The following is a 24,508-nucleotide window of genomic DNA, read 5'->3' as shown; positions in this document are numbered from 1 at the left end:
CACATGAACATCGACACGGGAGCTCGCCAGGTGAAACGCCTGCTACTCAATTGTGACATGGGGGAAAGCTTTGGCAGCTGGCGCATGGGCCTGGATGCCGAGGTGATGCCCTACATCGACTGCGCCAACATCGCCTGCGGCTACCATGCCGGCGACCCCGGCACCATGCGCCGGACCGTGGCGCTGGCCCTGCAGCATGGCGTGACCATCGGCGCCCATCCGGCCTACCCGGACCTGGTCGGCTTCGGTCGCCGCTCCATGGCCTGCAGTACCGAGGAAATTCGCGACCTGCTGCACTATCAGATCGGTGCTCTCGACGGTATCTGCAAGGTCCAGGGTGGCCGCGTGGCCTACATCAAGCCCCACGGCGCGCTCTACAACGACATGATGGCCGACCCGCTCAAGCTGCGTGCCGTGCTCGAAGCCGTGGCAGGGTATGACCCCAGTTTGCCCTTGATGCTCATGGCCACTGCCGACGACAGCGCAGCACGGGCCTTGGGTGACGAGGTTGGCGTGCCGTTGTGGTTCGAGGCGTTCGCCGACCGCGCCTACACCGCCAGCGGCCATTTGCTGTCGCGGCGCCTGCCGGGTGCGGTTCATCACGATTCGGCCCTGGTGGTCGAGCAGGCCTTGCGCCTGGCCCGTGGTGAAACGCTGGTGGCCGACGATGGCAGTGCCTTGCGCCTGCAGGCGAGTACGTTGTGCGTGCACGGTGACAATGACAGCTCGGTAGCGGCGGTGCGGCAGATCCGCCAGGCGCTCGATGCGCTGGGGTCGGCATGAAGCTGCGTATCGAGGCGGTCGCGATCGATAGCCTGATGGTGCGCCTGTTTGACCGTATCGACGAGGCCAACATGCCGTGGCTCCTCGCGGCGAGCCAACGTTTGAGTGCCGCTTTCGGTGAGCATCTGGTGGACCTGGTGCCGTCCTATACCACGCTGATGGTGCAGTTCGATATGCCGCCAGGGCAGGCGAGGGCGTTGATCGGCCAGGCGCTGGAGGGGCTGCAGCCAGGCTCGGGCACCAGCGGCCGCCGGCACGAGATTGCCGTGTGGTACGACGCCTCTGTGGGCCCTGAGCTGCCGTTGCTGGCCGCACGCAGTGGCTTGAGCGAGCAAGCGGTGATCCGCTTGCACAGCGAGCGCGAGTACCCGGTGTTCGCCCTTGGCTTCGCCCCCGGGTTCGGTTTCATGGGGCTGGTGGACGAACGCCTGGCCTCCCCGCGGCTGAGTACTCCGCGCAAGCGCGTGGCGGCCGGCAGTGTCGGCATTGCCGAGCGCCAGACAGCGGCCTATCCGGCGGTGTCGCCGGGCGGCTGGAACCTGATCGGGCGTACCCCGGTTCGCCTGTTCGATCGCGAGCGTGAAGGCTACAGCCTGCTGCAGCCGGGTGATCGGGTGCGTTTCGTGGCGGTGTCCCATGCCGAGTTCCTGGCATTGGGCGGCGATGACAGCCCGTTGGAGGCACAGGCATGACGCTGTTGAAGATCGAAGCCAGCACTGCCTTGTGCCAGTTGCAGGACGCCGGGCGCTTTGGCGTGCGGCACCTGGGGGTAACCCAAGGCGGGGCGCTGGACTGGGTGGCGATGCAGTGGGCCAACTGGCTGCTGGGCAACCCGCTGGGCGCGCCTGTGGTCGAGGTGGCGCTGGGCGGCTTCACCGTGGTGGCCGCACAGGATTGCGTGCTGGCCCTGGCCGGTGCCGACCTGGATGCTCGCGTCGATGACCAGCCGCTGGCACCCTGGCGCAGCTTTGCCTTGGCCAAGGGCCAGCGGCTGACCTTGAAACAACCCCGGCAGGGCGTGCGGGCTTACCTTGCGGCGCCGGGCGGGTTCGAAGGTGAAGCCGTGCTGGGTAGCTGCGCCACTGTTGTGCGTGAAGCACTGGGTGGCATCGATGGGCGAGGGGCGGCGCTGGGCAAAGGGCAATCGCTGGCGTTCGCCGGCCCGCAGCCAGCCCTGCGCGAAGTGCCGGAGGTGCTGCGGCCCTGTTATCCACAAAAGCCCGTGCTCGATCTGGTCATTGGCGCGCAGATCGGTGATTTCAGCGGTAACAGCCTGTTCGAGGCGTTCAACCGTGACTGGACGCTGGACAGCCGAGCAGACCGTATGGGCATTCGGTTGCTCGGGCCGCAGTTGGTTTATCAGGGCGCGCCGATGATTTCGGAGGGTATTGCGCTGGGGGCGGTGCAGGTGCCACCGGATGGTCAGCCGATCGTGCTGCTCAATGACCGGCAGACCATAGGTGGCTATCCGCGGCTGGGGGCGCTGACGCCGTTGGCGTTGGCGCAGCTGGCGCAGTGCATGCCGGGGGCGTCGGTGCGGTTCAGGGCGGTGGTGCAGGAAGAGGCTTGGCGGGAGCAGCAGGCTTGTCTGAACCGGTGGCGGTGACCCGACCGGCCCAATCGCCGGCAAGCCGGCTCCCACCGCGACCGCGCAGTTCTTCAGGCCTGCGCCAGGCAGCCGTCTTGCGCAATTTCTGAAAACCGGCGCAATCCATGTGCGAGCCGGCTTGCCGGCGATAGGGCCGGTACAGGCGAAACTACTTGGACAGATACCGCATCCCATCCTCCAACCCTTGCAAGGTTAGCGGATACATCTTGTCCTCGATCAGGTCACGCACCAGGTGTGTCGATGCGGTGTAATCCCATGCCTGTTTCGGGTACGGGTTGATCCAGATGATCTTCTTGAATTTCTCCATGAAGCGCTGCATCCACACATACCCGGCCTCTTCGTTCCAGTGCTCCACACTGCCACCGGGCTGGGTGATCTCATAAGGCGCCATGGCCGCATCACCGACGAACACCACCTTGTAGTCATCGCCATACTTGTGCAGCAGGTCGAAGGTGGAGAAGCGCTCCGAAGTACGCCGCAGGTTGTTCTTCCACACCGACTCGTAAACGAAGTTGTGGAAGTAGTAGTACTCCAGGTGCTTGAACTCGGTCTTGCAGGCCGAAAACAGCTCTTCGCAGACTTTGACATGGGCATCCATCGAGCCGCCGATGTCGAACAGCAACAGCAGCTTGACCGTGTTGCGCCGCTCAGGGCGCATCTGGATGTTCAACAGCCCGGCGTCACGTGCGGTATGGTCGATGGTGCCATCGATGTCCAGCTCTTCGGCGGCGCCTTCGCGGGCGAACTTGCGCAGCCGGCGCAGGGCCAGCTTGATGTTGCGCGTGCCCAACTCCACTTGGTCGTCGAGGTTCTTGTACTCGCGCTGGTCCCAGACCTTCACCGCCTTGCCCTGACGTTTGCCGGCGTCGCCCACGCGGATGCCTTCAGGGTTGAAACCGCCAGATCCGAACGGGCTGGTACCGCCGGTGCCGATCCACTTGTTGCCACCGGCGTGGCGCTCCTTCTGCTCTTCGAGGCGTTTCTTGAATTCCTCGATGAGTTTGTCCAGGCCGCCCAGCGACTGGATCTGCGCCCGCTCCTCATCCGTCAGCGAGCGCTCGAACTCCTTGCGCAGCCAGTCTTCCGGGATCAGCGCTTCGAGATGCCGGTCGAGGTTCTCCAGGCCCTTGAAGTAAGCCGAGAACGCCCGGTCGAACTTGTCGAAATGGCGCTCGTCCTTCACCAGGATGGCCCGTGCCAGGTAGTAGAACTCGTCCATGTCGGCGAACACCACACGCTGTTGCAGGGCGTTGAGCAGGTCGAGCAGTTCGCGCACCGATACCGGCACCTTGGCCGCACGCATTTCGTTGAACAGGTTGAGCAGCATGGCCGGCTCCTGTCAGCGGTTGCCGCGCCGGCTCATGAAGGCCAGGCGTTCGAGCAGTTGAACGTCCTGCTCATTTTTCACCAGGGCCCCGGCCAGCGGCGGGATGGCCTTGGTCGGGTCGCGCTCGCGCAATACCGCTTCGCCGATGTTGTCGGCCATCAACAGCTTGAGCCAGTCGACCAGCTCGCTGGTGGAGGGCTTTTTCTTCAGTCCCGGCACCTTGCGCACGTCGAAGAACACGTCAAGCGCTTCGCTGACCAGCGATTGCTTGATGTTGGGGTAGTGCACATCGACGATCTGCTGCAGGGTGTCGCGGTCCGGGAAGGCGATGTAGTGGAAGAAGCAGCGGCGCAAGAACGCGTCGGGCAGCTCTTTTTCGTTGTTCGAGGTGATGATGATGATCGGGCGTTGCTTGGCCTTGATGGTTTCGTCGATCTCATAGACGTAGAACTCCATCTTGTCGAGTTCCTGCAACAGGTCGTTGGGGAACTCGATATCGGCCTTGTCGATCTCGTCGATCAACAGGATGACCCGCTCTTCGGCCTCGAAGGCTTCCCAGAGCTTGCCCTTCTTCAGGTAGTTGCGCACGTCGTGGACTTTTTCAGTGCCCAGCTGCGAGTCGCGCAGGCGGCTGACCGCGTCGTACTCATAGAGGCCCTGGTGGGCCTTGGTGGTGGATTTGATGTGCCAGGTGATCAGGCGCGCGCCGAACGAGGCGGCCAGCTGTTCGGCGAGCATGGTCTTGCCGGTGCCTGGCTCGCCCTTGACCAGCAATGGGCGTTCGAGGGTGATGGCCGCGTTGACCGCCAGTTTCAGGTCGTCTGTGGCGACGTAGTCGCGGGTGCCTTCGAACTTCATCGGGAATGTCCTCTGCGGGGTGCCTGTTGAGGCCCTGTCGCCGGCGAGCCGGCTCCTACAGGTACCCATCGCCCTTGAGCTCAGGGAGGCTCCTGTGGGAGCCGGCTTGCCGGCGATAGGGCCAGTACAGGCAACACATGTTTATCGTTTGTCAGCGACTATACCCCGGCCCCAGGCGGCTGCAAACGCAGACCGGGTATTCAGTCCCTGAATGGCTCGTCACGCCTGCTCAGTCGGAATTAGGCGCAGGCTGCTCATAGCGTGCGTTGAACGCCTGGACGAAGCCGTTGCGCAAAATCTGCAAAAACGCCTCGAAGGCGCTGATGTTCTGCTGGTGCACGCTGCCGCTGAGCTCCACACGGGTGGCGAACTGGTTTTTCGGCTGGTTCTTCAACACCGTTTCGCTGGCCCCGACCAGTGCTTCCCACACCGAGCGGAAAAAGCCTTTGTCCTTGTCCTCTATGTCCTGCTGCCAGTTGAACACGTCCACGTCGCGCAGCAATGGCTTGATGTAGCCGTTGAGCCGGCCGTTTTCCGCCTGGGCCTCGATCACCACATCGCCGTGCCCGGCATTGAAATCGAACTTGCCATAGGCACTGGCGAAGTCGTTCAGCCTGCGCAGCTCCATGCCAGTTGCGCGCAGCCGGAATTCGAAATCATCGAAGTCGCTGAACGGGTCGAAGGTCGCGCGGCTCTCGACCTTGGCGTCGCCCAGCAGCAGGGCCTTGGCTTCGAAACTGGCGTCACGCCGGCCTTTTTCGTCACGTACGTTGGTCAGGTTGCGGATGGTGGCGTCGAGCCGGGTGGCCTTGAGATCGACCGGCGGCTTGGAGTTGAAGTTGTGAAACGTGAGCGTGCCGTCATCGATGCGCACATCGTTGAGGGTGATCGGCAGCAGCTTCTCCAGCTGTTGGCGCCAGTCGGTACCTTGGCCGGTCTGCGAGTCCTGCTTGTCGCCGCCGTCGACGAAGTTGAGCTCGGGGCGTAGGAAGGTGACTTCGGCCACCACGGCATGGTCGTACCACAGCGCGTGCCAGCTCACCGACAGGTCGATCAGTGGCGCATCGAGCAGCGGCACCGGGACTTTGCCGCTGGTCTTGACGATCTTCAGCCCATTGATCTGGTAGGCACCGCGCCACCAGGCCAGCTCGACGTCCGTGACCTGGCCACGGTACTCACCCATATCTGCCAACTTGTCGTTGAGGTAGTCGCGCACCAGGTAAGGCAGCGCCAGGTGCAGTGCCACCAACAGCACGACCAGGCTGGCCAGGCCGACCAGTGGCCAGCGATAACGCGCTTTCATCGCAGCAATCTCCAAGGCGGGTGGTGCGGTTGACCGCACGCCGCCTGGGCGAGTTCGAACGGACTTTACGGGCCAACGGGGCAGGCTTACCCTTTAAGTCTTTCCCTGCCACTTCATGCCAAGGACCCTGCCATGAGCCGTATCTACGCAGACAACGCCCATTCCATCGGCAATACGCCGCTGGTGCAGATCAACCGCATCGCCCCGCGCGGGGTGACCATCCTGGCCAAGATCGAAGGGCGCAACCCTGGGTACTCGGTCAAGTGCCGCATCGGTGCGAACATGGTCTGGGACGCCGAAAGCAGCGGCAAGCTCAAGCCCGGCATGACCATCGTCGAGCCGACTTCGGGCAACACCGGTATCGGCCTGGCATTCGTTGCCGCCGCCCGTGGCTACAAGCTGGTCCTGACCATGCCGGCGTCGATGAGCCTGGAGCGGCGCAAGGTGCTCAAGGCCCTGGGTGCCGAACTGGTGCTCACCGAGCCTGCCAAAGGCATGAAAGGCGCGATCGAAAAGGCCAACGAGATCGTTGCCTCGGACCCGGCGCAGTACTTTTTGCCTGGCCAGTTCGACAACCCGGCCAACCCGGCCATCCATGAAAAGACCACAGGCCCGGAAATCTGGAACGACACCGACGGCGCTGTCGACGTGCTGGTGGCCGGCGTCGGCACGGGCGGCACCATTACCGGTGTGTCGCGCTACATCAAGCACACCCAGGGCAAGTCGATCCTGTCGGTGGCGGTGGAGCCGGTGGCCTCGCCGCTGATCAGCCAGACCCTGGCCGGCGAAGAGCTCAAGCCCAGCCCGCACAAGATCCAGGGCATCGGTGCCGGCTTTGTGCCGAAGAACCTTGACCTGTCGATCGTCGATCAGGTCGAGACCGTGACCGATGACGAGTCCAAGGCGATGGCCATCCGCCTGATGCAGGAGGAGGGGATCCTCTGCGGCATTTCCTGTGGCGCGGCGATGGCGGCGGCGGTGCGGCTTGCGGAAAAGCCGGAGATGCAGGGTAAGACCATCGTCGTGATCCTGCCCGACTCCGGTGAGCGCTACCTGTCGAGCATGCTGTTCGCCGACATGTTCAGCGAGCAGGAGAATCAGCAGTAAGCGGCAAGCGGCAAGCTGCAAGCTAAAGCGGACTGTGGGGGCCTTTCGCTTGAGGCTTGAAGCTTGAAGCTTGAAGCTTGCGGCTTGCGGCTTGCGGCTTGCGGCTTGCAGCTTGCAGCTTTCGTTTATTGCAAAATCTTCATGAGTGAGTTCTCGCCCGGGTTGTTTTTACCTGGGCGTGATGGGTTTATGATGGCCGGATGATTTTTATTGGGGGCAGGCAGCGCTGGCCTGCGCCCTCTCCAAGGAGTGTTGCATGACCTTTTCCTTCGTCGCCAAGGCAGGTGTCCTGCTGGTTTTTTTCGGCAGCGTGCTGTTCGTTCACCTGCGCGGCAAGGCTCGGTTGCCGGTCCTGCGCCAGTTCGTCAACCATTCCGCGCTGTTCGCCCCCTACAACGCGTTGATGTACCTGTTCTCCGGGGTGCCGTCCAAGCCCTACCTGGACCGCCAGCGCTTCCCTGAACTGGACGTGCTCAAGGACAACTGGCAGCAGATCCGTGAGGAGGCCATGCGCCTGTTCGATGAGGGCTACATCCGCGCTGCTGAAAAAGACAACGACGCAGGCTTCGGCTCGTTCTTCAAGAAGGGCTGGAAGCGCTTCTACCTGAAGTGGTACGACAAACCGCTGCCGTCGGCCGAGGCGCTGTGCCCCAAGACCGTCGAACTGGTCAGCGCCATTCCCAACGTCAAAGGCGCGATGTTTGCCCTGTTGCCTGGCGGCAGCCACCTCAACCCGCACCGCGACCCCTTCGCCGGTTCGCTGCGTTATCACTTGGGCTTGTCCACGCCGAACTCCGACAATTGCCGCATCTACGTCGACGGCCAGGCTTACGCCTGGCGTGATGGCGAAGACGTGATGTTCGACGAAACCTACGTGCACTGGGTCAAGAACGAAACCGACGTCACCCGGGTGATCCTGTTCTGCGACATCGAGCGCCCGCTCAGCAGCCCGCTGATGACCCGCATCAACCGCAAGGTCAGTGCCTTCCTCGGCCGCGCCACCGCGCCGCAGAACACCGACGACGAGCGCGTGGGCGGGATCAACCAGGCGTATGCCTGGAGCAAGCGCTTCAGCAACAAGATCAGCACCCGCGTGAAGCAGTTCAAACGCGCCAACCCCAAGGCCTACCGCATCCTGCGGCCGGTGCTGGCGGTGGTGGTGGCCTACCTGCTGTATCACTGGTTGTTCTGAGGCTGGCCTCAGGGGCGTGGTGCCCCGTTGTTCCAGCTGAGCCTTCAACGAGTAAGCCTGGGACCGTCTCCTGCTGGCCGGCGCGCCTTCATCGGCGCCGGCCAGCCAGCATGCTTCAGCTCATGCCCGCTACCTGCCGTAGGGTGCCCGTGGCGGTCGATTCGCCCGTGATCACGGCGGTATGTGGGTGGAAGGTCCATGCGGTGTTAGCACCGATTGCCTGCCCCCAGATGGCCAGATCAGGTAGCCACTGGCTCATCTGGCTGTCGTATGTGCTTTTGAACAACGCCAACTCGGACTGACTCGGTACACGCATACCCAGCCCCCTGCACAGTGTCTCAGCTCTGCTGAAGGTCGCACTGCTAGCGAGCATTTCAAGCCCCACAAGGCCGGCTACGCTCAACGCGTACTGCCTCGTGACGCCACCCGCTAGGGTGGCGGTGATGGTGGTGTTCCCATTGCGCAACACGCTGACATTGCCCGCGCTGTCTACCGTCGCGACGCTCGCGTTACTGCTCGTGTAGCCAGTGGCACCCGTCAGCGGCCGGGCAAAATGCATTTGCGCGGGAAGGTTCTGGGGCAGTTTGATCACGCCATTGTGATAGAAAACCGGCAAACGCTGGGCTGACAGATCCACCGCGTGGACACCGGAAAAGCCGTCACTGATGTCGAGGTTCAAGGGCGCGCTTGGGCCATCCTGGCCTACCGTGTAATAGACCTGCAGCCTACCGCTGCCCCGGGTGAAATACTGGTTGGCAAAGCGCAGGGTGATGGCCTGGTCGTTATGGTTGACCGGCAGGCTTTTGCTTGCCAGTTGCGTCCCATCTGCTTTGGCCAACACTACGGTGAGTTCCTGGCCTGCATACTCAGCGTCGAGCTGGATGTCGATCGCAGCGCCCTGCGGCGGCAACCTTTCAGGGTCCAGCCAGCCGGCGACGGTGTGTTGGGAACTTGGCGCGTTGAGGTTGCTCATGCGGTGTCTCCTGTTGAGGCCGCGGCGCTTTCTTTGAAGCGCCGGCCTTGTTGTTGGCCCTGTTACCTACGTTGAGCGCGCAGCTTCTGCACCAGCTGGGCCTGTAAAGGCAGGCTGTTGCCGCCATAACGGCTGTCGCCCCAGGTCACAACCCTGCCATCGTCGGTCAGGGCGATGAACGCGTAGTAGGTGGCATAGATAGCCCTGACGTTGATCAACTGCCCCGTCACAGCGCTTGAGTTGCCACCTGTCGCTGCATTCCCCCAGCTTTTGACCGAGCCGTCGGCAAACAGGGCCGCGAATGCCCTACCGCTAGCGGTGACCTGAATCACATCTGCACGCCTGGCGATGTCGGCTGGAAGGGTGCCCCCGTTGGACGGGTGCCCCCACGCTACGATGTGGCCATTTTTACGGCGAGCACAGAAGGCGGTCGTTGTGGCCGTCACTTCTACGATGTCGGTCAGCCTGGCTATTTCGACAGGTACCGCACCGCCATGGCCTGCGTGTCCGAACGCCAGGACCTGACCCTGACTGGTCAACAGGCAGTATGCATAATAGCCATGCGCTTCGATCGACTCGATGTCCTCCCGCTGCTGGATGGCGGCGGGCATGTTGCCAGCGCCGGATACGTTACCCCAGGAGAACACTTTCTTGCGCCCATCCGCTGTCACTCGCCGGGCAATGAAACCTCTGCTACTGCCTTGGACTTCGACCACATCGTCAAATGCCGCGTAGGCTTGGGGAAGAACAGCGCCATAATCCGGATGCCCCCAGCAAGCCAGACGGCCATTACTGCGTAATGCTGCGACAGCATACGAACTCGCGGCTACGTCAGTCACATCGCGCAGGTCGAGAATCTGTTGCGGTATCCTCCCGCCGCGCGTCGGCTGACCCCAGCCGGTCAGGCGACGTTCGCCAGCCTCACTGCCATACAACGCGACGAAAGCACCGTGGTTGGAGCGCACCTTGAGGAAGTCCCGCCTGGCGATGTCTTCAGGCCTCATGGTGCCGCCGTAGCCCGCGTGTCCCCAGCACGTAATCGCACCGTTGAGCCGCCTGGCTGCCCTCGCCAAGAGAGTGACGGATAGATCGACTATGTCATCGAGCACCGGTGCAACACCTATGCTCCCCCAGGAATGGGCGCTGTAGGCACCCGGGGTCGATGTGTCGGCCAGGGCCGTGACGCCATCTGCATTGCCTATCACGTTCGCGACGTTAAGCACTACACTGTTGGCGCGGCTGCGGACCTCGAGCAGCCGTTCAGGCTGCGTATCGCGCCAAGTCTGCCCAGGCGTCCAATCGGCATCTCCGCTGTAGCGCCATTCGGCGAGTAACGGCACCGATGTCGACGCATGGACCGCAGTAAGCCGTTGTGGGGGTGTGATATCTGCCCTTCCATCGACGTTGTAACGCGCGCCCATGACCCGCAACGGTGCAGCGCTGATCTCCTGGTTGACCGAGTACAGTCGCTCGGCTGATTGCTCCTCCCGACCATCCAGGGAGCGTATGATGCGGTAACTGAGCTTCAAACCTTGATTGAGGTTGGCGGTGATGACGGCGGTCGGGACCACCACATGCAAGGCTCGATTTTCCTCGCCACTTTGCACGGGGTGAGTGAAGTGTTCCACATGATTGGAAACCAGCCCTACCAGCTGCACCACCACTATATCGCCAAGGGCCAGCCTGGCAGCTGCGGCAATGACGACCGTCGCCTGGCCTTGGAGGTCGAATGGGTTGATATTGTCTTGCATCGCCTCATTGATCACGGCCAACGGCAAAGGACCGCGTTGTACCCGGAAGGTGACCACGCCCGACCAGTCCGAAGGGCGCCTGCGATCGAAGCGGATAATTTCATATTGAACATCCACTTCGCCGTTTTCACTGGCAAGTACATAACTCAGGTCAATCGGCAAGGTGCGCGGCCTGCCTTCCTCTCCGCGGGCGACCGAGTCATGTACCTCGGTCACACTGTTCGCGTGATCGCCATCCCAGTAGACCACCACCTTGTCACCGGCAGCGAGGCCCGCGGACGCCGGGATGGTCACTGTCGCGCCATGGGTGAGGGTGGAAGGGTCGAGCGTGCTCTGTTGCAGCTCATTGACAGTAGGCAGCGCCAGGTCCAACTGCGGTTGTGCGCCCAGCACCAGTTCGAGATCGTACGAGATCTGGTCGGGTTGGTTGGGCCGTACGATGCGGTAGTAGGCTGTCACGTCCTCGGCCTGGGTCAGGCCACCCACGAGCTGGGCCCGCGGAATCCGAAACCTTATGCTAGTGGCGTTCGCGTCGCTAACGCGTTGCGTGTCGTGGTGGAACCCGCCGCTGGATGTGCTCCATTCGATTTCCACATCATAGGGTACGGCGACTGTACCGGGTAGCGTCACCACCAGATCGACGCCTGCGGCATATTCCGGCAGTGACGGGTCAAGCACGCCATTTTCGGGCGCTGGATCGAGTGATGGCGGCGCCAGGGTTTCTGGCGTTTCACCGACATCCAGTAAAGCCGACTCGGACGGGAGGCGCGCGTTGCCTCGGGTCACGGTATAGGAAATGTCCAGCGTACCGCCATCCAGCGGCAGCAGCGCCGTTGCCCTGTCGAGCCGGAACTCTACATCCTCCCCGGCCCGGCTGATAGGCAACGCAGTGCGCTGTATCAGCAGCAGTGTGGTGTCTGGCCGCATACCGCGCCATGTCAGGTTGACTATATCGTTGGGCTGCAGTTGCGCGGCTGCTGGAATCACCACGATGACCGGATCCAGGTCGGCGTCCACATAGCCTTGGCTGATGCCGTTGAGCTGTGGCGGCGGCAAACGGAGTGGGGCGCCTACGAAGTTGACCCGGGTGCGCCTGGAGCGCTCCACCTGGCCGCCCTGGATGACTTCGTAGCTGGCCGTCCCACGCCCGCCCCATAACGGCTGCAGGTGCTCGGCAGGCAGGTCGAACACCAACGTACGGTTGCGCCGCACCACCCACTGTGTGCCCAGGTCGACCACGGTGATCACGCCTTGTGCGGTCTCTGCCGTCCAGGTCATGTGGACCTGCGCACCCGGCTCAAAACCCTCTGCAGGTGGGTCTACCTCCACACTCAGCCCGCTACTGCCAGGTTCGCCCGACCTGAGGCGCAAGACGTTTCTTCCCGTTTGCGGATTGACTACGAAGGGCGCTGGCAACCCTGTTACCTGACCGTTCGGGATGACCGTGTCGGCCGACCAGTCAGCGGACTCGTTACCCACCTCGTCAACTACGTAATAGCTGATTTGCACGTTTGCATCCGAGGCTCCCTCGACCGCATCCTGGGGAATGTCGATGACCACCGCTCTGCCAACTTCGTTGGGCTTGACCTCGTGCCCAAGCTCGTGCCCCGACCAGCTCAGGTGTATGCGGTCGTGTCGACGCATCTTGGTGTAGGGCGCAATCGTTACTTTTACGTTTCTGCTATCCAACTCGATCGTGGTATGGGACACCTGGGGCGCCGCCAGCTCATCCGAATTGGCGGCATCTTCACCTGGATAATTGAACCGCACCAGCACGTTCAGGCGTGCGGACTGTTCTTCGCTATCGGTGCCTGTGCGCGTAAGGCCGTAGTGCAGTTCATTGATGCCCTCTGGGATATTTTCTGGCGGGATGTTCAGCGTTAGTGGAGAGCCGGGCTCACTGACCGTGTCAGTCCCGACCAGATCGTCACCCCAGTAGACCTTGATGACATCGCGCACCTGCATGTTCGGATACGCCTGGACAACCACCGGCAGGCCGGCACTGCCTTCGTTTATCAGATCACCACTGACACCCACTTCTGCGCCCCTGGTCTTGAGCGGTCGCACAGCGTCCGGAATGTAGATATGGCTCAGCGTTCCTGCAGTCACGTTGTTGGGGTCAAGCCCTCTCAGGTACTCGATGAAATCATCGATATCAGTTTGGAGGCCATTTTCGGTAGTCGTGTCAGTCATTACCCTATTCCTCAGCCGTTGCATGAGATATGTAATGTAGGGGTGGCGTCGATATGAAAGTTTGCAAGGGATAGACGCCTTTGTGCTCACTGTTCATCTTTGAGACGACTAGCGCTAACCTATTGCGGGTTGTTATTCGAAGTACTGATCTTCAGGTCGATAGGTAACCAATTCCCCATTTGGAGCCGCCCCATTAATTCGAAGCAGTGGCAGATACCCAGTGCCGGTATCTGCATGGTATTCGCGCTGATAACGCCTTCCGCCTTCCAGGCCCTCATCCAATCTTGAGAAAAAGGCTTCCAATGGCAGGCTGGCAGGAACATTGCTAGGCCAGGCTGCCATCAGCGCTTCATTCCACGCGGTACCCCCAGGCATGTTGTAGTTCGCCCTGATATCGGCGATGGTTTGAAATGAGGAAGCGTCTGTTCCGAAAGCACACGCATAGTTCTTAGTATTACGATACCGATTCAGCCATTGTTGAGCAGTTGCAATTCCCTGGGCGGCGCAAGTGCCTCTAAATGTACACCTGTCTGCCGAGTTCGTAGTGCTGTTGTTGTTGGCGTAAATGCAGCGTAATGAAACCCGTTGTTGCGTCGGGGTACCAGAGGCTAACAATATGAAACCTTGGCGGAATAAAACGTGAGTAACATTCATGTCGGCGGCAAAGTAACTAAAAGATACCCCGTTTCCCCTGATTGAATCAGGGCTCGGATTCCACGCCCTGAAATTCCCCAGACCCGTCGCACGAACCCACACCCCATTGCAGTTATAGCGGCTCGTACCATCGTCGCAGGTGGGTGCTGTATCAGCGAAGCGCGCATTGATGCGTGACGCCACTTCATAGCCTTCAAATAGCTGTTCTCGTTGGGCAAAACCGAACGGCGTCAGCGTGTCGTCCGGCAAATAGCGAAGTAGCGGTAGCCACTCCCCTGTTGCCTGGTACCACGCCAGTTGGTGCCTTTGCCCGCGCCATAATGCGCCCGGTGCACCTAACCGGTAATACAACGCCTGGATGGCTACTTTCCCTGGCACCGTAGCATCCCAGTTACGCACTTCTACGGTGTCCGGTTGCGGTCTTGCATGCACGTCATATTCTTTTTCCTGAGCCATCGCTTCAAAACGATTCATCAGGATAAAGCCGGTTTTCTCCTGCAGCGATGCCGCGGGCAGATCACTGCGCAGGTAGTTGAATGTTTCGCTGCCCCGCTGGCTGGCTGCCGCATCGTGTTCCCAGAAGTTTTGCGCATGAGTTTGCGGCAAAGGCCGGGCCAGTACCCCGCTGCAGGCATAATCGGGTTGATTGGCCGCGCATTGCTCGGGTGTATCGGCCAGGCGTAAATTGAGCGCATCAGCGGTTTCGGCACCACTCATGGCCCAGGTATCAAGAGTGAACAGGCAGAGCAAGGCTAAGCCGCAGGTTCGCAGCAATACAGGACTCATCTTCGACTCCTTGGCGCGTGTAGTGAGATGTTCGTTAGCGGCTTGATGCCTTGCTCCGGCATTTATTACAGGTAGGGGACTGCCGGCCAAGTATTGCACCCTTCAGCTATAGATTGCCGATGGCTGGCATCGGGTCGCACCGGCTCCAGGTTATATGTTGGTTTATTTCGTATTGGTCGACCGTTGTTAGTACCGGCCAAATGACAGACCAGTTGCCTGCGCATGCCGCCACCATACTTGTCACCGCTCCAACGTGGATCATCACCATATTTTCTCAGCAGTTCTGCATACATGGCTTCAGTTTCATCCGCTCCTATGGTTCGTGCATGCGCCGTGGGGGTAACCGATAGCGTCCAGACGCCATTACCCAAATGAGGATCGTCACGCTGGATCCATGTTGCGCTCTGAATGTAGCCCGCGGGAGAAGTCTTGTTGATCGGTCGCGGCAGGTCTCGATGCTGCGCGTCAGCCTCGCAGGAGAACCCCGCTCTGCTATTTGCGTCCCGCGGGAAGTCCATTTTGATTACCGGCACCCATCGCCCGGTCTGCTGGTAATAGTCAAACTGGTTTTTCATTGCTTGCTTTTTCCCAGTTTGAATGCTGTAGAAAAAGGCTGCTACTGGAGCTTTGTCCTTTTCCCAGGTGACAACGCGCAACTCTGTCTGTATCTCCTTCGCCTCTGGGGTATCGGCGATTGCTTGGCGGGCAGCAATGAAGTGTTCAAACGCCTGCGTGCGCTGTGCACGTGTCAGGTTCCTGTGCAGGCTAAAGCCACATTGTTTTCTATGCCGCGAATTGCGGCTACTCGCGTTTAATGAATTGTAGTGTTGGGTCCAATTCGTAGCATTGTTGACCCCCAGCGCTTGGCAGCTATCTTCCACTTCTACAGTGCGCGAATTATCCAAGCATCCTCTTCCACTTCGAAAGTCTGTCCAGGCGTCGATCGGAAACGCACAGACTACATTCAATTTTTTTTTCCTATCGTTAACGAATTGGCGTGGCGTAAATATGATCCCGTTATTTGCGCTCAAGCCCGGATCTTTAAAGGCGATACGGTCACTCCGCATCCAGGACACCGATACGCCTCCGGATTGCACCGATGCGGGGCTGGGATTCCAAACGTAGTATTTAAGTGGATCCGTGGGCGCGGGGATTTTTTCAGGGTTACCTGACCTTTCATCCCATCGATGAGTAGCCCTTAACATGACGCCACTGCAGTCGACTGCCGGATCTACACCGCACGTCGATCTTGTGTCGGAATACCAGTTAGTAATTTCCCTGGCAACACCTTCGCATGTCGCAGCGTCAGCAATTGTGGTAAAGAAAAACAGAGGTACTATAACGGCCGAGGCAAACCCGGTTTTCATGTCTTTCATAGCGGTTTCCATCCCGGTTTTTGAAACTGAGGCCCATGCTAGGACTGCGCTGAATCTGCGCCAACTGGCAAAAATGCTAGTTTTTTTGCGCTATTTTATTGCACTTAATTAATTAACTTGGCGTTCAGAGGTGAAGGTCACTCAATCGATGACATAAGGCTCGGCGAGCAAAGCCTGGGTCTCAGGCTGCTTCGCTATTCACTGTGGAAGGAAAAGGAGGAGTACCGCGCGTTCTACGAAAGATCAGGCAGCAATTGTCAGCCGCTAAGCGCCGGGCTATAGTCCAGTTCGTCAATGTCTTTTGAAGATCCGGTAATGCCAGCCACCCCTTCCACCACAAGCTTTGCCTTCGCGCCAGTCGCGGGCACGGTCGTGCGTGGCAGCCAGCAGCCGGCCATGATCAGTCATTACCCACCACCTGTAAGTGGCGTCTTAGGCGGCGTAGCTCCGCCTCCTTGCGTGGTCGTGCTGGGCTGATCGGCTTCTGGCCGCATCCCTTCACACGCGCAACCCACTGAACACGGTCGGCTACTTCCCTGCTGAAGTTCACGCCCACCGTTCGGCTTCTTTGCCCGAATACAGGTGCAACCATGTCTGTCTTTTCCAAAGCTAGCGTGGCCTCTGCGGCTACTACCAGCCTGTTCGTCCTGCTGTGGAGCAGTGGCGCCATCGTTTCCAAACTCGGCCTGGCCCATGCCAGCCCTTTCGCCTTCCTGCTGTTGCGCTCGGCGCTGGCCCTGGCCGGGTTGTTGCTGATCGGCCCGTTGCTGGGCCTGCGCTGGCCGCGTACCGGGGGGGCGATGTTGCGGGCCCTGGGCACCGGCTGCGTGCTGCTTGGTGCCTACCAGATCTTCTACCTGCTGGCGCTCAATACCCATGTCACCCCTGGTGTGATGGCCACGGTAATGGGTGTGCAACCGATTCTCACCGTCGTGCTGATGGAGCGCCAGCGCTCGTGGAGCCGGCTGTTTGGCCTGGGCCTTGGGCTTGGCGGGCTGGTGATGGTGGTCTATCAGGGCATCAATCTCGGCGGCGTGTCGCTGGCCGGGATGCTGTTTGCCTTGCTGGCGCTGGCCAGCATGACTTTCGGCTCGATCCTGCAGAAGCGCATCACCGACAACCCCATGGGCACCCTGCCGCTGCAGTACCTGGCGGGGTTTGCCATGTGTGCGGTGTTCGCGCCGTTGCAGCCGCTGCACATTGAGTGGGCCAGCAGTTTTATCGGTGCGCTGCTGTGGATGGGGTTGGTGGTTTCGCTGCTGGCGACCTTGCTGCTGTACCGGCTGATCGCCAAGGGCAACCTGGTCAATGTCACCAGCCTGTTCTACCTGGTGCCGGCGGTTACTGCGGTGATGGATTTCTTGATTTTCGGCAACCGCCTGGCACCGCTCAGCCTGCTGGGCATGGGGCTCATCGTGGTCGGTTTGCTGTTCGTGTTCGGCAAGCCTGCCAGTCGTCTGGCCCGAGCCTAGGCCGTCAGCGAAACTCTTCGGGGATGGGGTGGCGCAGCACGCCTTCCTCGAAGTCCAGGTTGCCGGCCTCGCGCTGTGTCAGCAGGTAGTAGAGCAGGGTGTCGAGTGAGCGCGAGGGCGGGACTTCGACGGCCAGCATCCTGACCGCTTTTTCGACTTCGCTGGTGCAGCCGAACTCTTCGAGTGCTGCACGCACCTGCTCAAGGTCGCCGGCTGTTTTCACAAGAATGCGAAATACCGAAGCGCCGCCACTGCGCAGCAAGCCTTCGAACCAGGATTGCTCGCCCTCTTCGCTGATGCTGATGGTATCGCCGGGTGCGATGCCGTAGGCATAGAACGGGAGGCTGTCGACCTGGTAGCCAGCCGCGGTGCGTTTTGCCCACAGGCCTTCGACCGATGCGGGTGGATAGCCTTGGGCATCCTGCTCCAGGCGCCAGAGCACGATCTTGTAGGCTGGGGTTTGCTCGGGGGGCATGGGCATTACGTGTCTTGAGGGCTGCTTATCGTAATGCCCTTTGGCGGTGTTGTCTGTACTGGCCCTATCGCCGGCAAGCCGGCTCCCACCGGGATTGCGCCAGCTTTCAGAAATTGGGCAAGACAGTTGCTTCCACAGTTGAAGCGCTGACCCGAAGAACTGCGCGATCGAGGTGGGAGCCGGCTTGCCGGCGATGGGCTGCGCAGCAGCCCCCTAGCAGAGCTGTAATACCCCGAGCGTGCTCGATGGGACCAGCGAGCATCTGGGGCCGCTTTGCGGCCCATCGCCGGCGCAGGCAACCAAGGCGGTTAGAAGTAATAGCCGATATTGATATTGGTTCGGTAATACCAGTCATTGCTGCCCACCGAGCTGATGCTGGTCCAGCCTGTGCCATTTTCCGCCCCACCAAACGGGTTGGCGTTGCGCGCCCAGGTCAGGTCGACCCAGGCCATGATCGGCATGGCCAGGAACTGCGCGCCAACAGTGAACATCTGCGAATCATCCCAGCCATGCTCATCCTTCATCATCCGGCTGTAGTCGGTATAGAGCTTGATTTTCTTAAGCTGCCCAAGCTTCGGGGTCAGTACGTCATAGCCGACGTTGACCGCTGCGAGGGTGGCCTTGGCGGCGATCAGGTAGGCAGGGGTCAGGCCGTTACCGCCCATCAGCACTGCGTCATTGCTGACGCCCGCCGGGTTCTTCGGATCGTACTCATAACGGATCGCCTGGCCCGTGATCGTCCAAGGGCCTGTGTTGAGCAGCGCGTGGACCCCGCCTGCCCAGTAATCGCCATCGTCATGGGTGGTGGCGTTGTACAGCTCGGCAGCCGCCAGCGAGGCCCCCATTTCGGTCTTCCAGCCATCACCGCTGAAGGTACGGGCGACACGGGCGTTGACCTGGTTGTGTTTCTCGTTGTCCTGGCGCGATTGGCTAAACGGCACGGCATTGTCGTCCAGGTCGGCATAACGCCCGACTTCTGGTGAGTAGCGCAGGCTTGAAGGCAGCATGCGCGGGAAGTAACCCAATTGCAGATCCCACTGCGCATCCTTGTAGCTGTATTTGAGGCCTGTGCCTGCGCTGACGCCGTAACCCATGAAGAACGGTATGTGATAGCTCCAGCCAAACTGTGGGTACGGCTCCAGGCCGAACGGTTTGAACGGCGCCCCGACTTGCAGGTTGGCTTGGGCGCTGAAGCGGTAGCCGATGTAGCCACGGTCGATCGAACGCTTGCCGTCGTCCTGGAACCAGTAGCCGATATCGCTGAACAGCTGGCGATGACTGGCCTGCACGTCGAGGCGGAAAGTATCGAACAGCAAGCGGCCGTCGTTTTCGGTGGTGTCCCAGTGTTCGTCGCGGTAGTTGACGCGCAGGGCGCCACCGATATCCAGGCTGCTCTGGCCGTCCTCGCTGCGCCAGGCGATGTGCGGGAAAGGCTTTTTCGCCGTGGGTGGCTGGTCCGGGGTGGCGGGGCCGGGTTCGGACGCGAAACTTGCGCAACTGCCGAGAATCAGACCGAGGCTTATCACATATCTTTTCATGCCATGCCCTGCAAGGTTGGGAAGTTTTCCGCAGGCAAAAGGGGAGCGTCGCCCGGTCTGCGGGTATTTTGTTTTATGGGTGAGATGTTGTTTGACGAAGGAGATGGAGCAGGTTCTGTGCCAAGTTCTCTTGTTAAATAAAAGTGTATCAATAACAATTATTTATATTTGAAACGGCCTTGTTTGTACCGTATCTGGAACAGGCTGAAAGTTTGGTTACTGTTATGCCCAGGCACTGTGCGTCGGTGCACTATTTTGTCTTGGGTTGTATCAGTAGCTGCCTTGTCGCTGGCAAATCGCCGATAAGGAATGAACCGTAATAAAATCAGGTCAAAAAAAACCGGCCCATGAGGCCGGTCAAGTTTACGCGTGAGCAAATGCTCGGTTCACAGGTCAAGCACCAACCGCCGGCTCTTGCACCCGGAAACACACACCATCATCGATTGGTTCGTTGCCCGTTCAGCTTTGGTCAGCACCCCGTCCCGATGGTCCACATCCCCCTCCAGCACCCGTGTCTCGCAAGAGCCACACACCCCCTCACGGCAGCTGTACTCGATATCGCAACCGGCTTCGAGCAATACATCCAGCAGGTTCAACCCAGGTTCGACGCTGACCGTCCTGCCTGAGCGGCTCAGCTCGACGCTGTAGCTGGCCTGGGCATCGTCCGAGGCCGTCACCTCGGCTGCGGTAAAGCGCTCGATATGCGCATGGGGGTAACCCAGGCGTTCGCAGGTCTGCTCGAAGGCATCGAGCATCGGCGTCGGCCCACAGCAGTAGAAGTGCGTGTCTGCAGGCCGCCCGTCCAGGTAGCCGGCCAGGTCCGGCAGGCCGCCTTTTTCGTCGTTGAAGTGGTAGATCACTTTTGCCCCAAGCCCGCTGATTTCCTCCAGCAGTGCGGCTTCGGCACGCGAGCGTGCACAGTAGATCAGCTCGGCCGAGCGCCCCAGCGCCAGCAACTGGCGGAACATGCAGTAGATCGGCGTAATGCCGATGCCACCCGCCACCAGTACGCTGTGGCTGGCGCGAGTGTCCAAGGCAAAGTTGTTGCGTGGCTGGGAGATCTGCAGTTGCGTGCCCACGCGCAGTTGCTCGTGCACATAGCGCGACCCCCCGCGGCTGGCCCGGTCACGCAGGATACCGACCACATAACGGCCCTGGTCGCTTGGCGCGTTCAGCAGCGAGTAGCTGCGTACCAGGCCATTGGGCAGGTGCAGGTCGATGTGCGAACCGGCATCGAACGGCGCGAACACCGTGTCGCCCCAGGGGCGCAGCTCGACGCTGATGATGCCTTCGGCTTCATGGCGCAGGGTGTGCACCCGTGCGCTGATGGTTGAGGAGTTGGACATCGGGCACCTCAGGCCAGTTGCTGGGTTTCGATCAGGGCCAACTGTTCCTTGGCCTTGCCCTTGAGGTAGCGGCGCAGGCGCACCACGCCAAGGTCGTGCTGGTAGAGGTTTTCCCGTTGGTTGGCGTCGAACTCCATGAACTCCAGCAGCACCCGGTCCTGCTCCAGCACCGCCCAGTGGCGCGCTTCCAGGCGGTTCTTGTAGAGGAAGCGCCAGGTGTCGCGCTGCCAGCCGGTCAGCGGCCGCGCGCGCCAGTGGAACACGGCCGACAACGCTCGGCTGCTCGGCGTGTAGCTGCCGATGATGGTGAAGTTGCCGCCTGGGCCACCGGTCTTGGGGTATGGGATTTCCAGGCGCAGCCAGTGGCAGCCATTGTCGAGGAATTCGGTCCAGTCGAAGTTGACCCCGCGCTGGCCTTCTTTCTCGAAGACAAAGCCTTGTTCGGTATCGCGGGTGACGAACCTGGCGGTGGCTTCGCCCTCGCTCATGGAATGGGACATCTTGTGCAAGTAGGTACCGTGCATCGGGTCCATGACGTTGTCGAGCACGTAGCGGTAGTCGCCTTTCCATTCGGTGTAGCAAAGGAAGCTGCTCCACTGGGGCGAGGTCAGCTGCTCGGGCAATACCAGCTCTGGTGGTGTGTCCAGGTGCGGGTCGGCGGCGTTGAACAGAAAGATCGCCCCTGCAGCCTCGCGGGTGTGGAACATCCGTGTAGGGCGGCTGCCTTCGAGTTTGCAGCCTGGGCTACCGGGCACTTTGGTGACAGTGCCGTCGCAGCGCACCTCGATGCCGTGGTACGGGCACTGCAGGCGATCACTCAGCACCGGCCCTTGGGACAGCGGCGCGCCACGGTGCGGGCAGTGGTCCTCAAGCGCGTGCACCTGGCCATCGTTGTCGCGCCACAGGGCGATCTTGTAGCCCAGGCGACGGATGGAAAGGGGTTTTTCGTTCAACAGTTCCGATGGCAGCACCGGGAACCAGAGGTCTTTCAGGCCATTGGCCAAGTGTTGTTCAACAGGGTCGACGGTTATATGCATGTTCATCTTGTTCTTCTCCGCAGGCTCATTCGCCCAGCCGTGCCATCAGGGTTACAAAGGCGTCTTCAGTCCACTCTCCGCTGGTCAGCGGGCAAGGCGGGCCGGCCAGGTTGAGGTGGGCGAGCAATTGCGCCAGCTCGCTCACGCCATTGCCGTAGGCGCGCTCGATGGAGTCGCCGAGCAGGTCCTCGAACGGTGTGTTGGGGCGTTTGCGTGCCTGATGCGGCTGCAGGTAAACCTCGGGTGTGCTCATGGGATCGACCTCAGTTGTGCTTGGGCTTGTCGGTGAGGAATTTGCCTTGCGGTGCTTCTGCGTGCTGCTGGCGCCGGGTGTTGCCGTCGATGCCGCCGGCAATCGCCCATTCGGCGAACACCGTCGGGCCGGGTTCGAACTCGCGTGGCTGCCAGTCGCCGGTCAGCTGGTCTTCGTCGGCGTAGTACTCGACCAGCGCCCCGGCCGGGTTCTTGAAGTACCAGAAGAATGCCGATGAAACCGGGTGGCGGCCCGGGCCGATTTCGGTGGCCCAACCGCAGCGGGAGATATGCATGCCGCCGCCGAACACTTCGTGCAGGTCACGTACGGTGAACGCCACGTGGTTGAGGCCGGCGCGCGGGGCTGGCAGCTGGAGCATGAACAGGTCGTGGTGGCCGCCTTCCTCGGCGGTGCGCAGGAAGGCGCCGCGGTTGGGGTAACGGTCCGATGCCTGGAAGCCGAAACGTTCGTGGTAGAAAGCCTCGCAGGCGTTCACGTCCTTGACGAAGAACACCACATGGCCCACTTCGATGGGCGTGGCGCGGTCGTAGATCGGCGCCGGTTTGTTGATCCGGCCCTTGGTCTGCCAGGTGTTGTGGCCGCTGCACTCGATGTCCAGCGTGCGTTTGCGGGTGACCTGCAAGCGGATCGCCAGGCCGTTGGGGTCGGTGCAGCCGATGCGGCCATTGCCTTCGACAAAGCCCGGGTCGTTGGCGATGCGCTGGCTGTACAGGGCAAGGTCCGCCTGGCTTGCCACTCCCCACACCACTTCACGCACGGTCGAACCGGGCTCGATGGCTGGCGGCAGGCCGGGTTTGTCGAGGGCGGCCAGCACCACGCGGCAGCCATTGAGGGTTTCGAAGATGACCTCGTCAGGCTGATCGCTGACCTTGCTCAAGCCCCAGTCGGTGAAGAAGCGGACGCAGGTGGCGAGGTCCTCCACGCCATAGGTGACTTCGTCGATGCCCAGTACGCTCATTGCCCTGCCTCCACGCCGGCCCAGGCCAGCGGCTGTTGGTTCATGCCCCAGTAGAGGCTTTTCTGTTCCATGTACTGCAGGATGCCCAGGCGGCCTTTTTCTCGGCCAAGGCCACTGTCCCGCCAGCCGCCGAACGGCGTCGAGATGGAGAACTGCTTGTAGGTGTTGATCCACACCGTACCGGCCTGAAGCTTGCGGCCAAGCGCCCAGGCACGCTTGTAGTCACGGCTCCAGATACCGGCGGCAAGGGCGTACAGGCTGTCGTTGGCCTGGGCCAGCAGGTCTTCTTCGCTGTCGAACGGGAGGGCCACCAGTACCGGGCCAAAGATCTCCTCCTGACATACCTGCTGGTGGTTGCCCAACCCTTCGAGGATGGTCGGCGGGTAGAAGTAACCCTGGTCGTACAGGCCGCCGCTCGGGCGCTCACCGCCCAGGCGCAGGCGGCCACCTTCGGCCAGGCCCAGGGCCACGTAGCGCTCCACCGACGCGCGGTGGCCAGCACTGATCAGCGGGCCCATCTGCGTGCGCTCGTCAGCCGGGTCACCCAGGCGCAGTTGCGCGGCGGCAGTGGTCAGCCGGGCCATGAACGGCTCGTACAGGGCACGGGCGACAAACAGCCGGGAGCCTGCAATGCATGCCTCGCCCGAGGAGCTGAAGATGCCGTACAGCACACCGGCAACGGCATGGTCGAGGTCGGCGTCATCAAGGACGATGGTCGGCGACTTGCCGCCCAGCTCCAGCGACACCGGCATCATCTTGTCGGCGGCGATATGGGCGATGTGTTTGCCGGTGCGGGTACCGCCGGTGAAGGACACACGTTTGACCAGCGGGTGGCGGGTCAATGCGTCACCCAGCAATGAACCCTTGCCTGGCAGCACGCTGACCAGGCCTTTGGGCAGCCCGGCGTCTTCACAGATGCGGGCCAGCTGCAGGGCCAGCAGCGGGGTGATTTCCGCCGGCTTGATCACCACTGCATTGCCACCGGCCAGGGCCGGGGCGACCTTTTGCGCCTCGCTGGCGATAGGCGAGTTCCATGGCGTGATCGCCGCGACTACACCCATCGGCTCGTACACGCTCATGCTGACGAAATCGCCGCGCGATGGGGTGATGGTTTCCTCCAGGGTTTCGCAGGCCGCGGCGAAGAACTGGAAAGTCCCTGCCGCGCTGGCGACCAAGGCGCGGGTTTCGTTGATCGGCTTGCCGTTGTCCTGGCGTTGCAGTTGCGCCAGCTCTTCGGCGCGCTCGCGGATCAGGCCGGCGATGCGGTACAGCACCGCGGCACGTTCGTGCGGCTTACGCTGGGCCCAGCCGCTGTGCAGGAAGGCCTGGTGGGCCCCCTGTACGGCGGCTTCGACATCCTCGAGGCTGGCGGCATTGAGCCAGGCGACGGGCTCACCGGTCGCCGGGTAGCACGAGGCGTAACGCTCGCCGCCGCCCAGGCGCCAGGTGCCGGCGATGCAGATCGGTAAGGTCTGTTCCAGAGTCATTGGCAGTCC

General features: G+C 61.3%; 20 protein-coding genes. 6 read left to right on the top strand and 14 right to left on the bottom strand.

The genetic code is table 11. The annotated features are described in order from the left end of the window. Positions 1-3: 3 nt before the first annotated feature. From OSW16_RS20375 to OSW16_RS20365, 3 genes are read left to right on the top strand one after another with little or no spacing between them, the layout of a single operon-like run. Positions 4-783 (top strand): 5-oxoprolinase subunit PxpA, encoded by a 780-nt coding sequence (locus OSW16_RS20375; protein WP_267818017.1) that lies wholly within the window; start codon positions 4-6, stop codon positions 781-783. Beyond that, entirely contained in the window at positions 780-1,475 is a 696-nt protein-coding gene (pxpB, locus tag OSW16_RS20370; protein WP_267818015.1) for a 5-oxoprolinase subunit PxpB, read from the top strand. Before OSW16_RS20375 ends, pxpB begins: the two co-directional genes overlap by 4 nt. Further along, positions 1,472-2,389: a biotin-dependent carboxyltransferase family protein gene (locus OSW16_RS20365; RefSeq protein ID WP_267818013.1), complete on the top strand. Its 918-nt coding sequence runs from the start codon at positions 1,472-1,474 to the stop codon at positions 2,387-2,389. The genes pxpB and OSW16_RS20365 overlap by 4 nt, the downstream gene beginning before the upstream one ends. Before the next feature lie 151 nt (positions 2,390-2,540). On the opposite strand, the gene OSW16_RS20360 is transcribed toward OSW16_RS20365, so the two are convergent. The 3 genes from OSW16_RS20360 to OSW16_RS20350 form a co-directional block, all read right to left on the bottom strand. Continuing rightward, positions 2,541-3,719, bottom strand: coding sequence for a vWA domain-containing protein (locus OSW16_RS20360; protein WP_012315698.1), 1,179 nt, complete (start codon positions 3,717-3,719; stop codon positions 2,541-2,543). 12 nt (positions 3,720-3,731) lie between these two features. After that, the gene (locus tag OSW16_RS20355) at positions 3,732-4,577 is read right to left on the bottom strand and encodes an AAA family ATPase (RefSeq protein ID WP_012315697.1); all 846 of its coding nucleotides are present in this window, start codon (positions 4,575-4,577) and stop codon (positions 3,732-3,734) included. Between the two features lie 229 nt (positions 4,578-4,806). After that, complete coding sequence (locus OSW16_RS20350) at positions 4,807-5,880, bottom strand: DUF748 domain-containing protein (RefSeq protein ID WP_267818010.1); 1,074 nt, start codon at positions 5,878-5,880, stop codon at positions 4,807-4,809. 132 nt (positions 5,881-6,012) lie between these two features. On the opposite strand from OSW16_RS20350, the gene cysK reads away from it, so the two are divergent. Together cysK and OSW16_RS20340 are read left to right on the top strand one after the other, a co-directional pair. Beyond that, a complete protein-coding gene (cysK, locus tag OSW16_RS20345) occupies positions 6,013-6,987 on the top strand; it encodes a cysteine synthase A (protein ID WP_267818008.1) in 975 nt (324 codons plus the stop codon). Between the two features lie 256 nt (positions 6,988-7,243). Then, a complete protein-coding gene (locus tag OSW16_RS20340) occupies positions 7,244-8,179 on the top strand; it encodes an aspartyl/asparaginyl beta-hydroxylase domain-containing protein (protein ID WP_267818006.1) in 936 nt (311 codons plus the stop codon). 115 nt (positions 8,180-8,294) lie between these two features. Here the strand turns inward: OSW16_RS20340 and OSW16_RS20335 are convergent, their stop codons facing one another. The 4 genes from OSW16_RS20335 to OSW16_RS20320 form a co-directional block, all read right to left on the bottom strand. Then, a complete protein-coding gene (locus tag OSW16_RS20335) occupies positions 8,295-9,152 on the bottom strand; it encodes an Ig-like domain-containing protein (RefSeq protein ID WP_267818004.1) in 858 nt (285 codons plus the stop codon). A gap of 62 nt (positions 9,153-9,214) precedes the next feature. Then, positions 9,215-13,096 (bottom strand): RCC1 domain-containing protein, encoded by a 3,882-nt coding sequence (locus OSW16_RS20330; RefSeq protein ID WP_267818002.1) that lies wholly within the window; start codon positions 13,094-13,096, stop codon positions 9,215-9,217. 132 nt (positions 13,097-13,228) lie between these two features. After that, on the bottom strand, positions 13,229-14,536 hold the full coding sequence (locus OSW16_RS20325) for a hypothetical protein (protein WP_267818000.1): 1,308 nt from the start codon (positions 14,534-14,536) through the stop codon (positions 13,229-13,231). A gap of 65 nt (positions 14,537-14,601) precedes the next feature. Beyond that, entirely contained in the window at positions 14,602-15,912 is a 1,311-nt protein-coding gene (locus tag OSW16_RS20320) for a DUF2599 domain-containing protein (protein WP_267817998.1), read from the bottom strand. A 590-nt stretch (positions 15,913-16,502) separates the two neighbouring features. Here OSW16_RS20320 and OSW16_RS20315 point away from each other — a divergent pair. Beyond that, complete coding sequence (locus OSW16_RS20315) at positions 16,503-17,384, top strand: DMT family transporter (RefSeq protein ID WP_267817996.1); 882 nt, start codon at positions 16,503-16,505, stop codon at positions 17,382-17,384. A 4-nt stretch (positions 17,385-17,388) separates the two neighbouring features. Here the strand turns inward: OSW16_RS20315 and OSW16_RS20310 are convergent, their stop codons facing one another. From OSW16_RS20310 to OSW16_RS20280, 7 genes are all read right to left on the bottom strand, one after another. After that, the gene (locus OSW16_RS20310; protein WP_267824061.1) at positions 17,389-17,859 is read right to left on the bottom strand and encodes a DUF4265 domain-containing protein; all 471 of its coding nucleotides are present in this window, start codon (positions 17,857-17,859) and stop codon (positions 17,389-17,391) included. Between the two features lie 308 nt (positions 17,860-18,167). After that, the gene (locus tag OSW16_RS20305; protein ID WP_267817994.1) at positions 18,168-19,397 is read right to left on the bottom strand and encodes a hypothetical protein; all 1,230 of its coding nucleotides are present in this window, start codon (positions 19,395-19,397) and stop codon (positions 18,168-18,170) included. Positions 19,398-19,783: 386 nt separating this feature from the next. Then, complete coding sequence (locus tag OSW16_RS20300; protein ID WP_267817992.1) at positions 19,784-20,743, bottom strand: PDR/VanB family oxidoreductase; 960 nt, start codon at positions 20,741-20,743, stop codon at positions 19,784-19,786. Positions 20,744-20,751: 8 nt separating this feature from the next. Then, positions 20,752-21,786 carry an aromatic ring-hydroxylating oxygenase subunit alpha gene (locus OSW16_RS20295; protein WP_267817990.1) on the bottom strand — a complete coding sequence of 345 codons (1,035 nt, stop codon included), beginning with the start codon at positions 21,784-21,786 and terminating at the stop codon, positions 20,752-20,754. Between the two features lie 19 nt (positions 21,787-21,805). After that, positions 21,806-22,033 carry a recombinase-like helix-turn-helix domain-containing protein gene (locus OSW16_RS20290; RefSeq protein WP_241806041.1) on the bottom strand — a complete coding sequence of 76 codons (228 nt, stop codon included), beginning with the start codon at positions 22,031-22,033 and terminating at the stop codon, positions 21,806-21,808. 10 nt (positions 22,034-22,043) lie between these two features. After that, the gene (locus OSW16_RS20285) at positions 22,044-23,012 is read right to left on the bottom strand and encodes a VOC family protein (protein WP_241806042.1); all 969 of its coding nucleotides are present in this window, start codon (positions 23,010-23,012) and stop codon (positions 22,044-22,046) included. Continuing rightward, positions 23,009-24,499 carry an aldehyde dehydrogenase gene (locus OSW16_RS20280; protein ID WP_267817987.1) on the bottom strand — a complete coding sequence of 497 codons (1,491 nt, stop codon included), beginning with the start codon at positions 24,497-24,499 and terminating at the stop codon, positions 23,009-23,011. Before OSW16_RS20280 ends, OSW16_RS20285 begins: the two co-directional genes overlap by 4 nt. Positions 24,500-24,508 lie beyond the last annotated feature (9 nt).

The sequence above is a fragment of the Pseudomonas putida genome, from assembly GCF_026625125.1.
Classification (GTDB): domain Bacteria; phylum Pseudomonadota; class Gammaproteobacteria; order Pseudomonadales; family Pseudomonadaceae; genus Aquipseudomonas; species Aquipseudomonas putida_X.
Note: the sequence above shows the minus strand (reverse complement) of the source record. Positions and strands in the feature narration are given on the sequence as shown.

What these genes read in the sequence shown, in the direction of transcription:
- OSW16_RS20310 (WP_267824061.1), bottom strand. Translation starts at nt 17,859, where the DNA reads ATGCCCCCCGAGCAAACCCCAGCCTACAAGATCGTGCTCTGGCGCCTG.
- cysK (WP_267818008.1), top strand. Translation starts at nt 6,013, where the DNA reads ATGAGCCGTATCTACGCAGACAACGCCCATTCCATCGGCAATACGCCG.
- OSW16_RS20375 (WP_267818017.1), top strand. Translation starts at nt 4, where the DNA reads ATGAACATCGACACGGGAGCTCGCCAGGTGAAACGCCTGCTACTCAAT.
- OSW16_RS20330 (WP_267818002.1), bottom strand. Translation starts at nt 13,096, where the DNA reads ATGACTGACACGACTACCGAAAATGGCCTCCAAACTGATATCGATGAT.
- OSW16_RS20300 (WP_267817992.1), bottom strand. Translation starts at nt 20,743, where the DNA reads ATGTCCAACTCCTCAACCATCAGCGCACGGGTGCACACCCTGCGCCAT.
- OSW16_RS20350 (WP_267818010.1), bottom strand. Translation starts at nt 5,880, where the DNA reads ATGAAAGCGCGTTATCGCTGGCCACTGGTCGGCCTGGCCAGCCTGGTC.
- OSW16_RS20355 (WP_012315697.1), bottom strand. Translation starts at nt 4,577, where the DNA reads ATGAAGTTCGAAGGCACCCGCGACTACGTCGCCACAGACGACCTGAAA.
- OSW16_RS20360 (WP_012315698.1), bottom strand. Translation starts at nt 3,719, where the DNA reads ATGCTGCTCAACCTGTTCAACGAAATGCGTGCGGCCAAGGTGCCGGTA.
- OSW16_RS20305 (WP_267817994.1), bottom strand. Translation starts at nt 19,397, where the DNA reads ATGAAAAGATATGTGATAAGCCTCGGTCTGATTCTCGGCAGTTGCGCA.
- OSW16_RS20285 (WP_241806042.1), bottom strand. Translation starts at nt 23,012, where the DNA reads ATGAGCGTACTGGGCATCGACGAAGTCACCTATGGCGTGGAGGACCTC.
- OSW16_RS20295 (WP_267817990.1), bottom strand. Translation starts at nt 21,786, where the DNA reads ATGAACATGCATATAACCGTCGACCCTGTTGAACAACACTTGGCCAAT.
- OSW16_RS20325 (WP_267818000.1), bottom strand. Translation starts at nt 14,536, where the DNA reads ATGAGTCCTGTATTGCTGCGAACCTGCGGCTTAGCCTTGCTCTGCCTG.
- OSW16_RS20335 (WP_267818004.1), bottom strand. Translation starts at nt 9,152, where the DNA reads ATGAGCAACCTCAACGCGCCAAGTTCCCAACACACCGTCGCCGGCTGG.
- OSW16_RS20280 (WP_267817987.1), bottom strand. Translation starts at nt 24,499, where the DNA reads ATGACTCTGGAACAGACCTTACCGATCTGCATCGCCGGCACCTGGCGC.
- pxpB (WP_267818015.1), top strand. Translation starts at nt 780, where the DNA reads ATGAAGCTGCGTATCGAGGCGGTCGCGATCGATAGCCTGATGGTGCGC.
- OSW16_RS20315 (WP_267817996.1), top strand. Translation starts at nt 16,503, where the DNA reads ATGTCTGTCTTTTCCAAAGCTAGCGTGGCCTCTGCGGCTACTACCAGC.
- OSW16_RS20365 (WP_267818013.1), top strand. Translation starts at nt 1,472, where the DNA reads ATGACGCTGTTGAAGATCGAAGCCAGCACTGCCTTGTGCCAGTTGCAG.
- OSW16_RS20290 (WP_241806041.1), bottom strand. Translation starts at nt 22,033, where the DNA reads ATGAGCACACCCGAGGTTTACCTGCAGCCGCATCAGGCACGCAAACGC.
- OSW16_RS20340 (WP_267818006.1), top strand. Translation starts at nt 7,244, where the DNA reads ATGACCTTTTCCTTCGTCGCCAAGGCAGGTGTCCTGCTGGTTTTTTTC.
- OSW16_RS20320 (WP_267817998.1), bottom strand. Translation starts at nt 15,912, where the DNA reads ATGAAAGACATGAAAACCGGGTTTGCCTCGGCCGTTATAGTACCTCTG.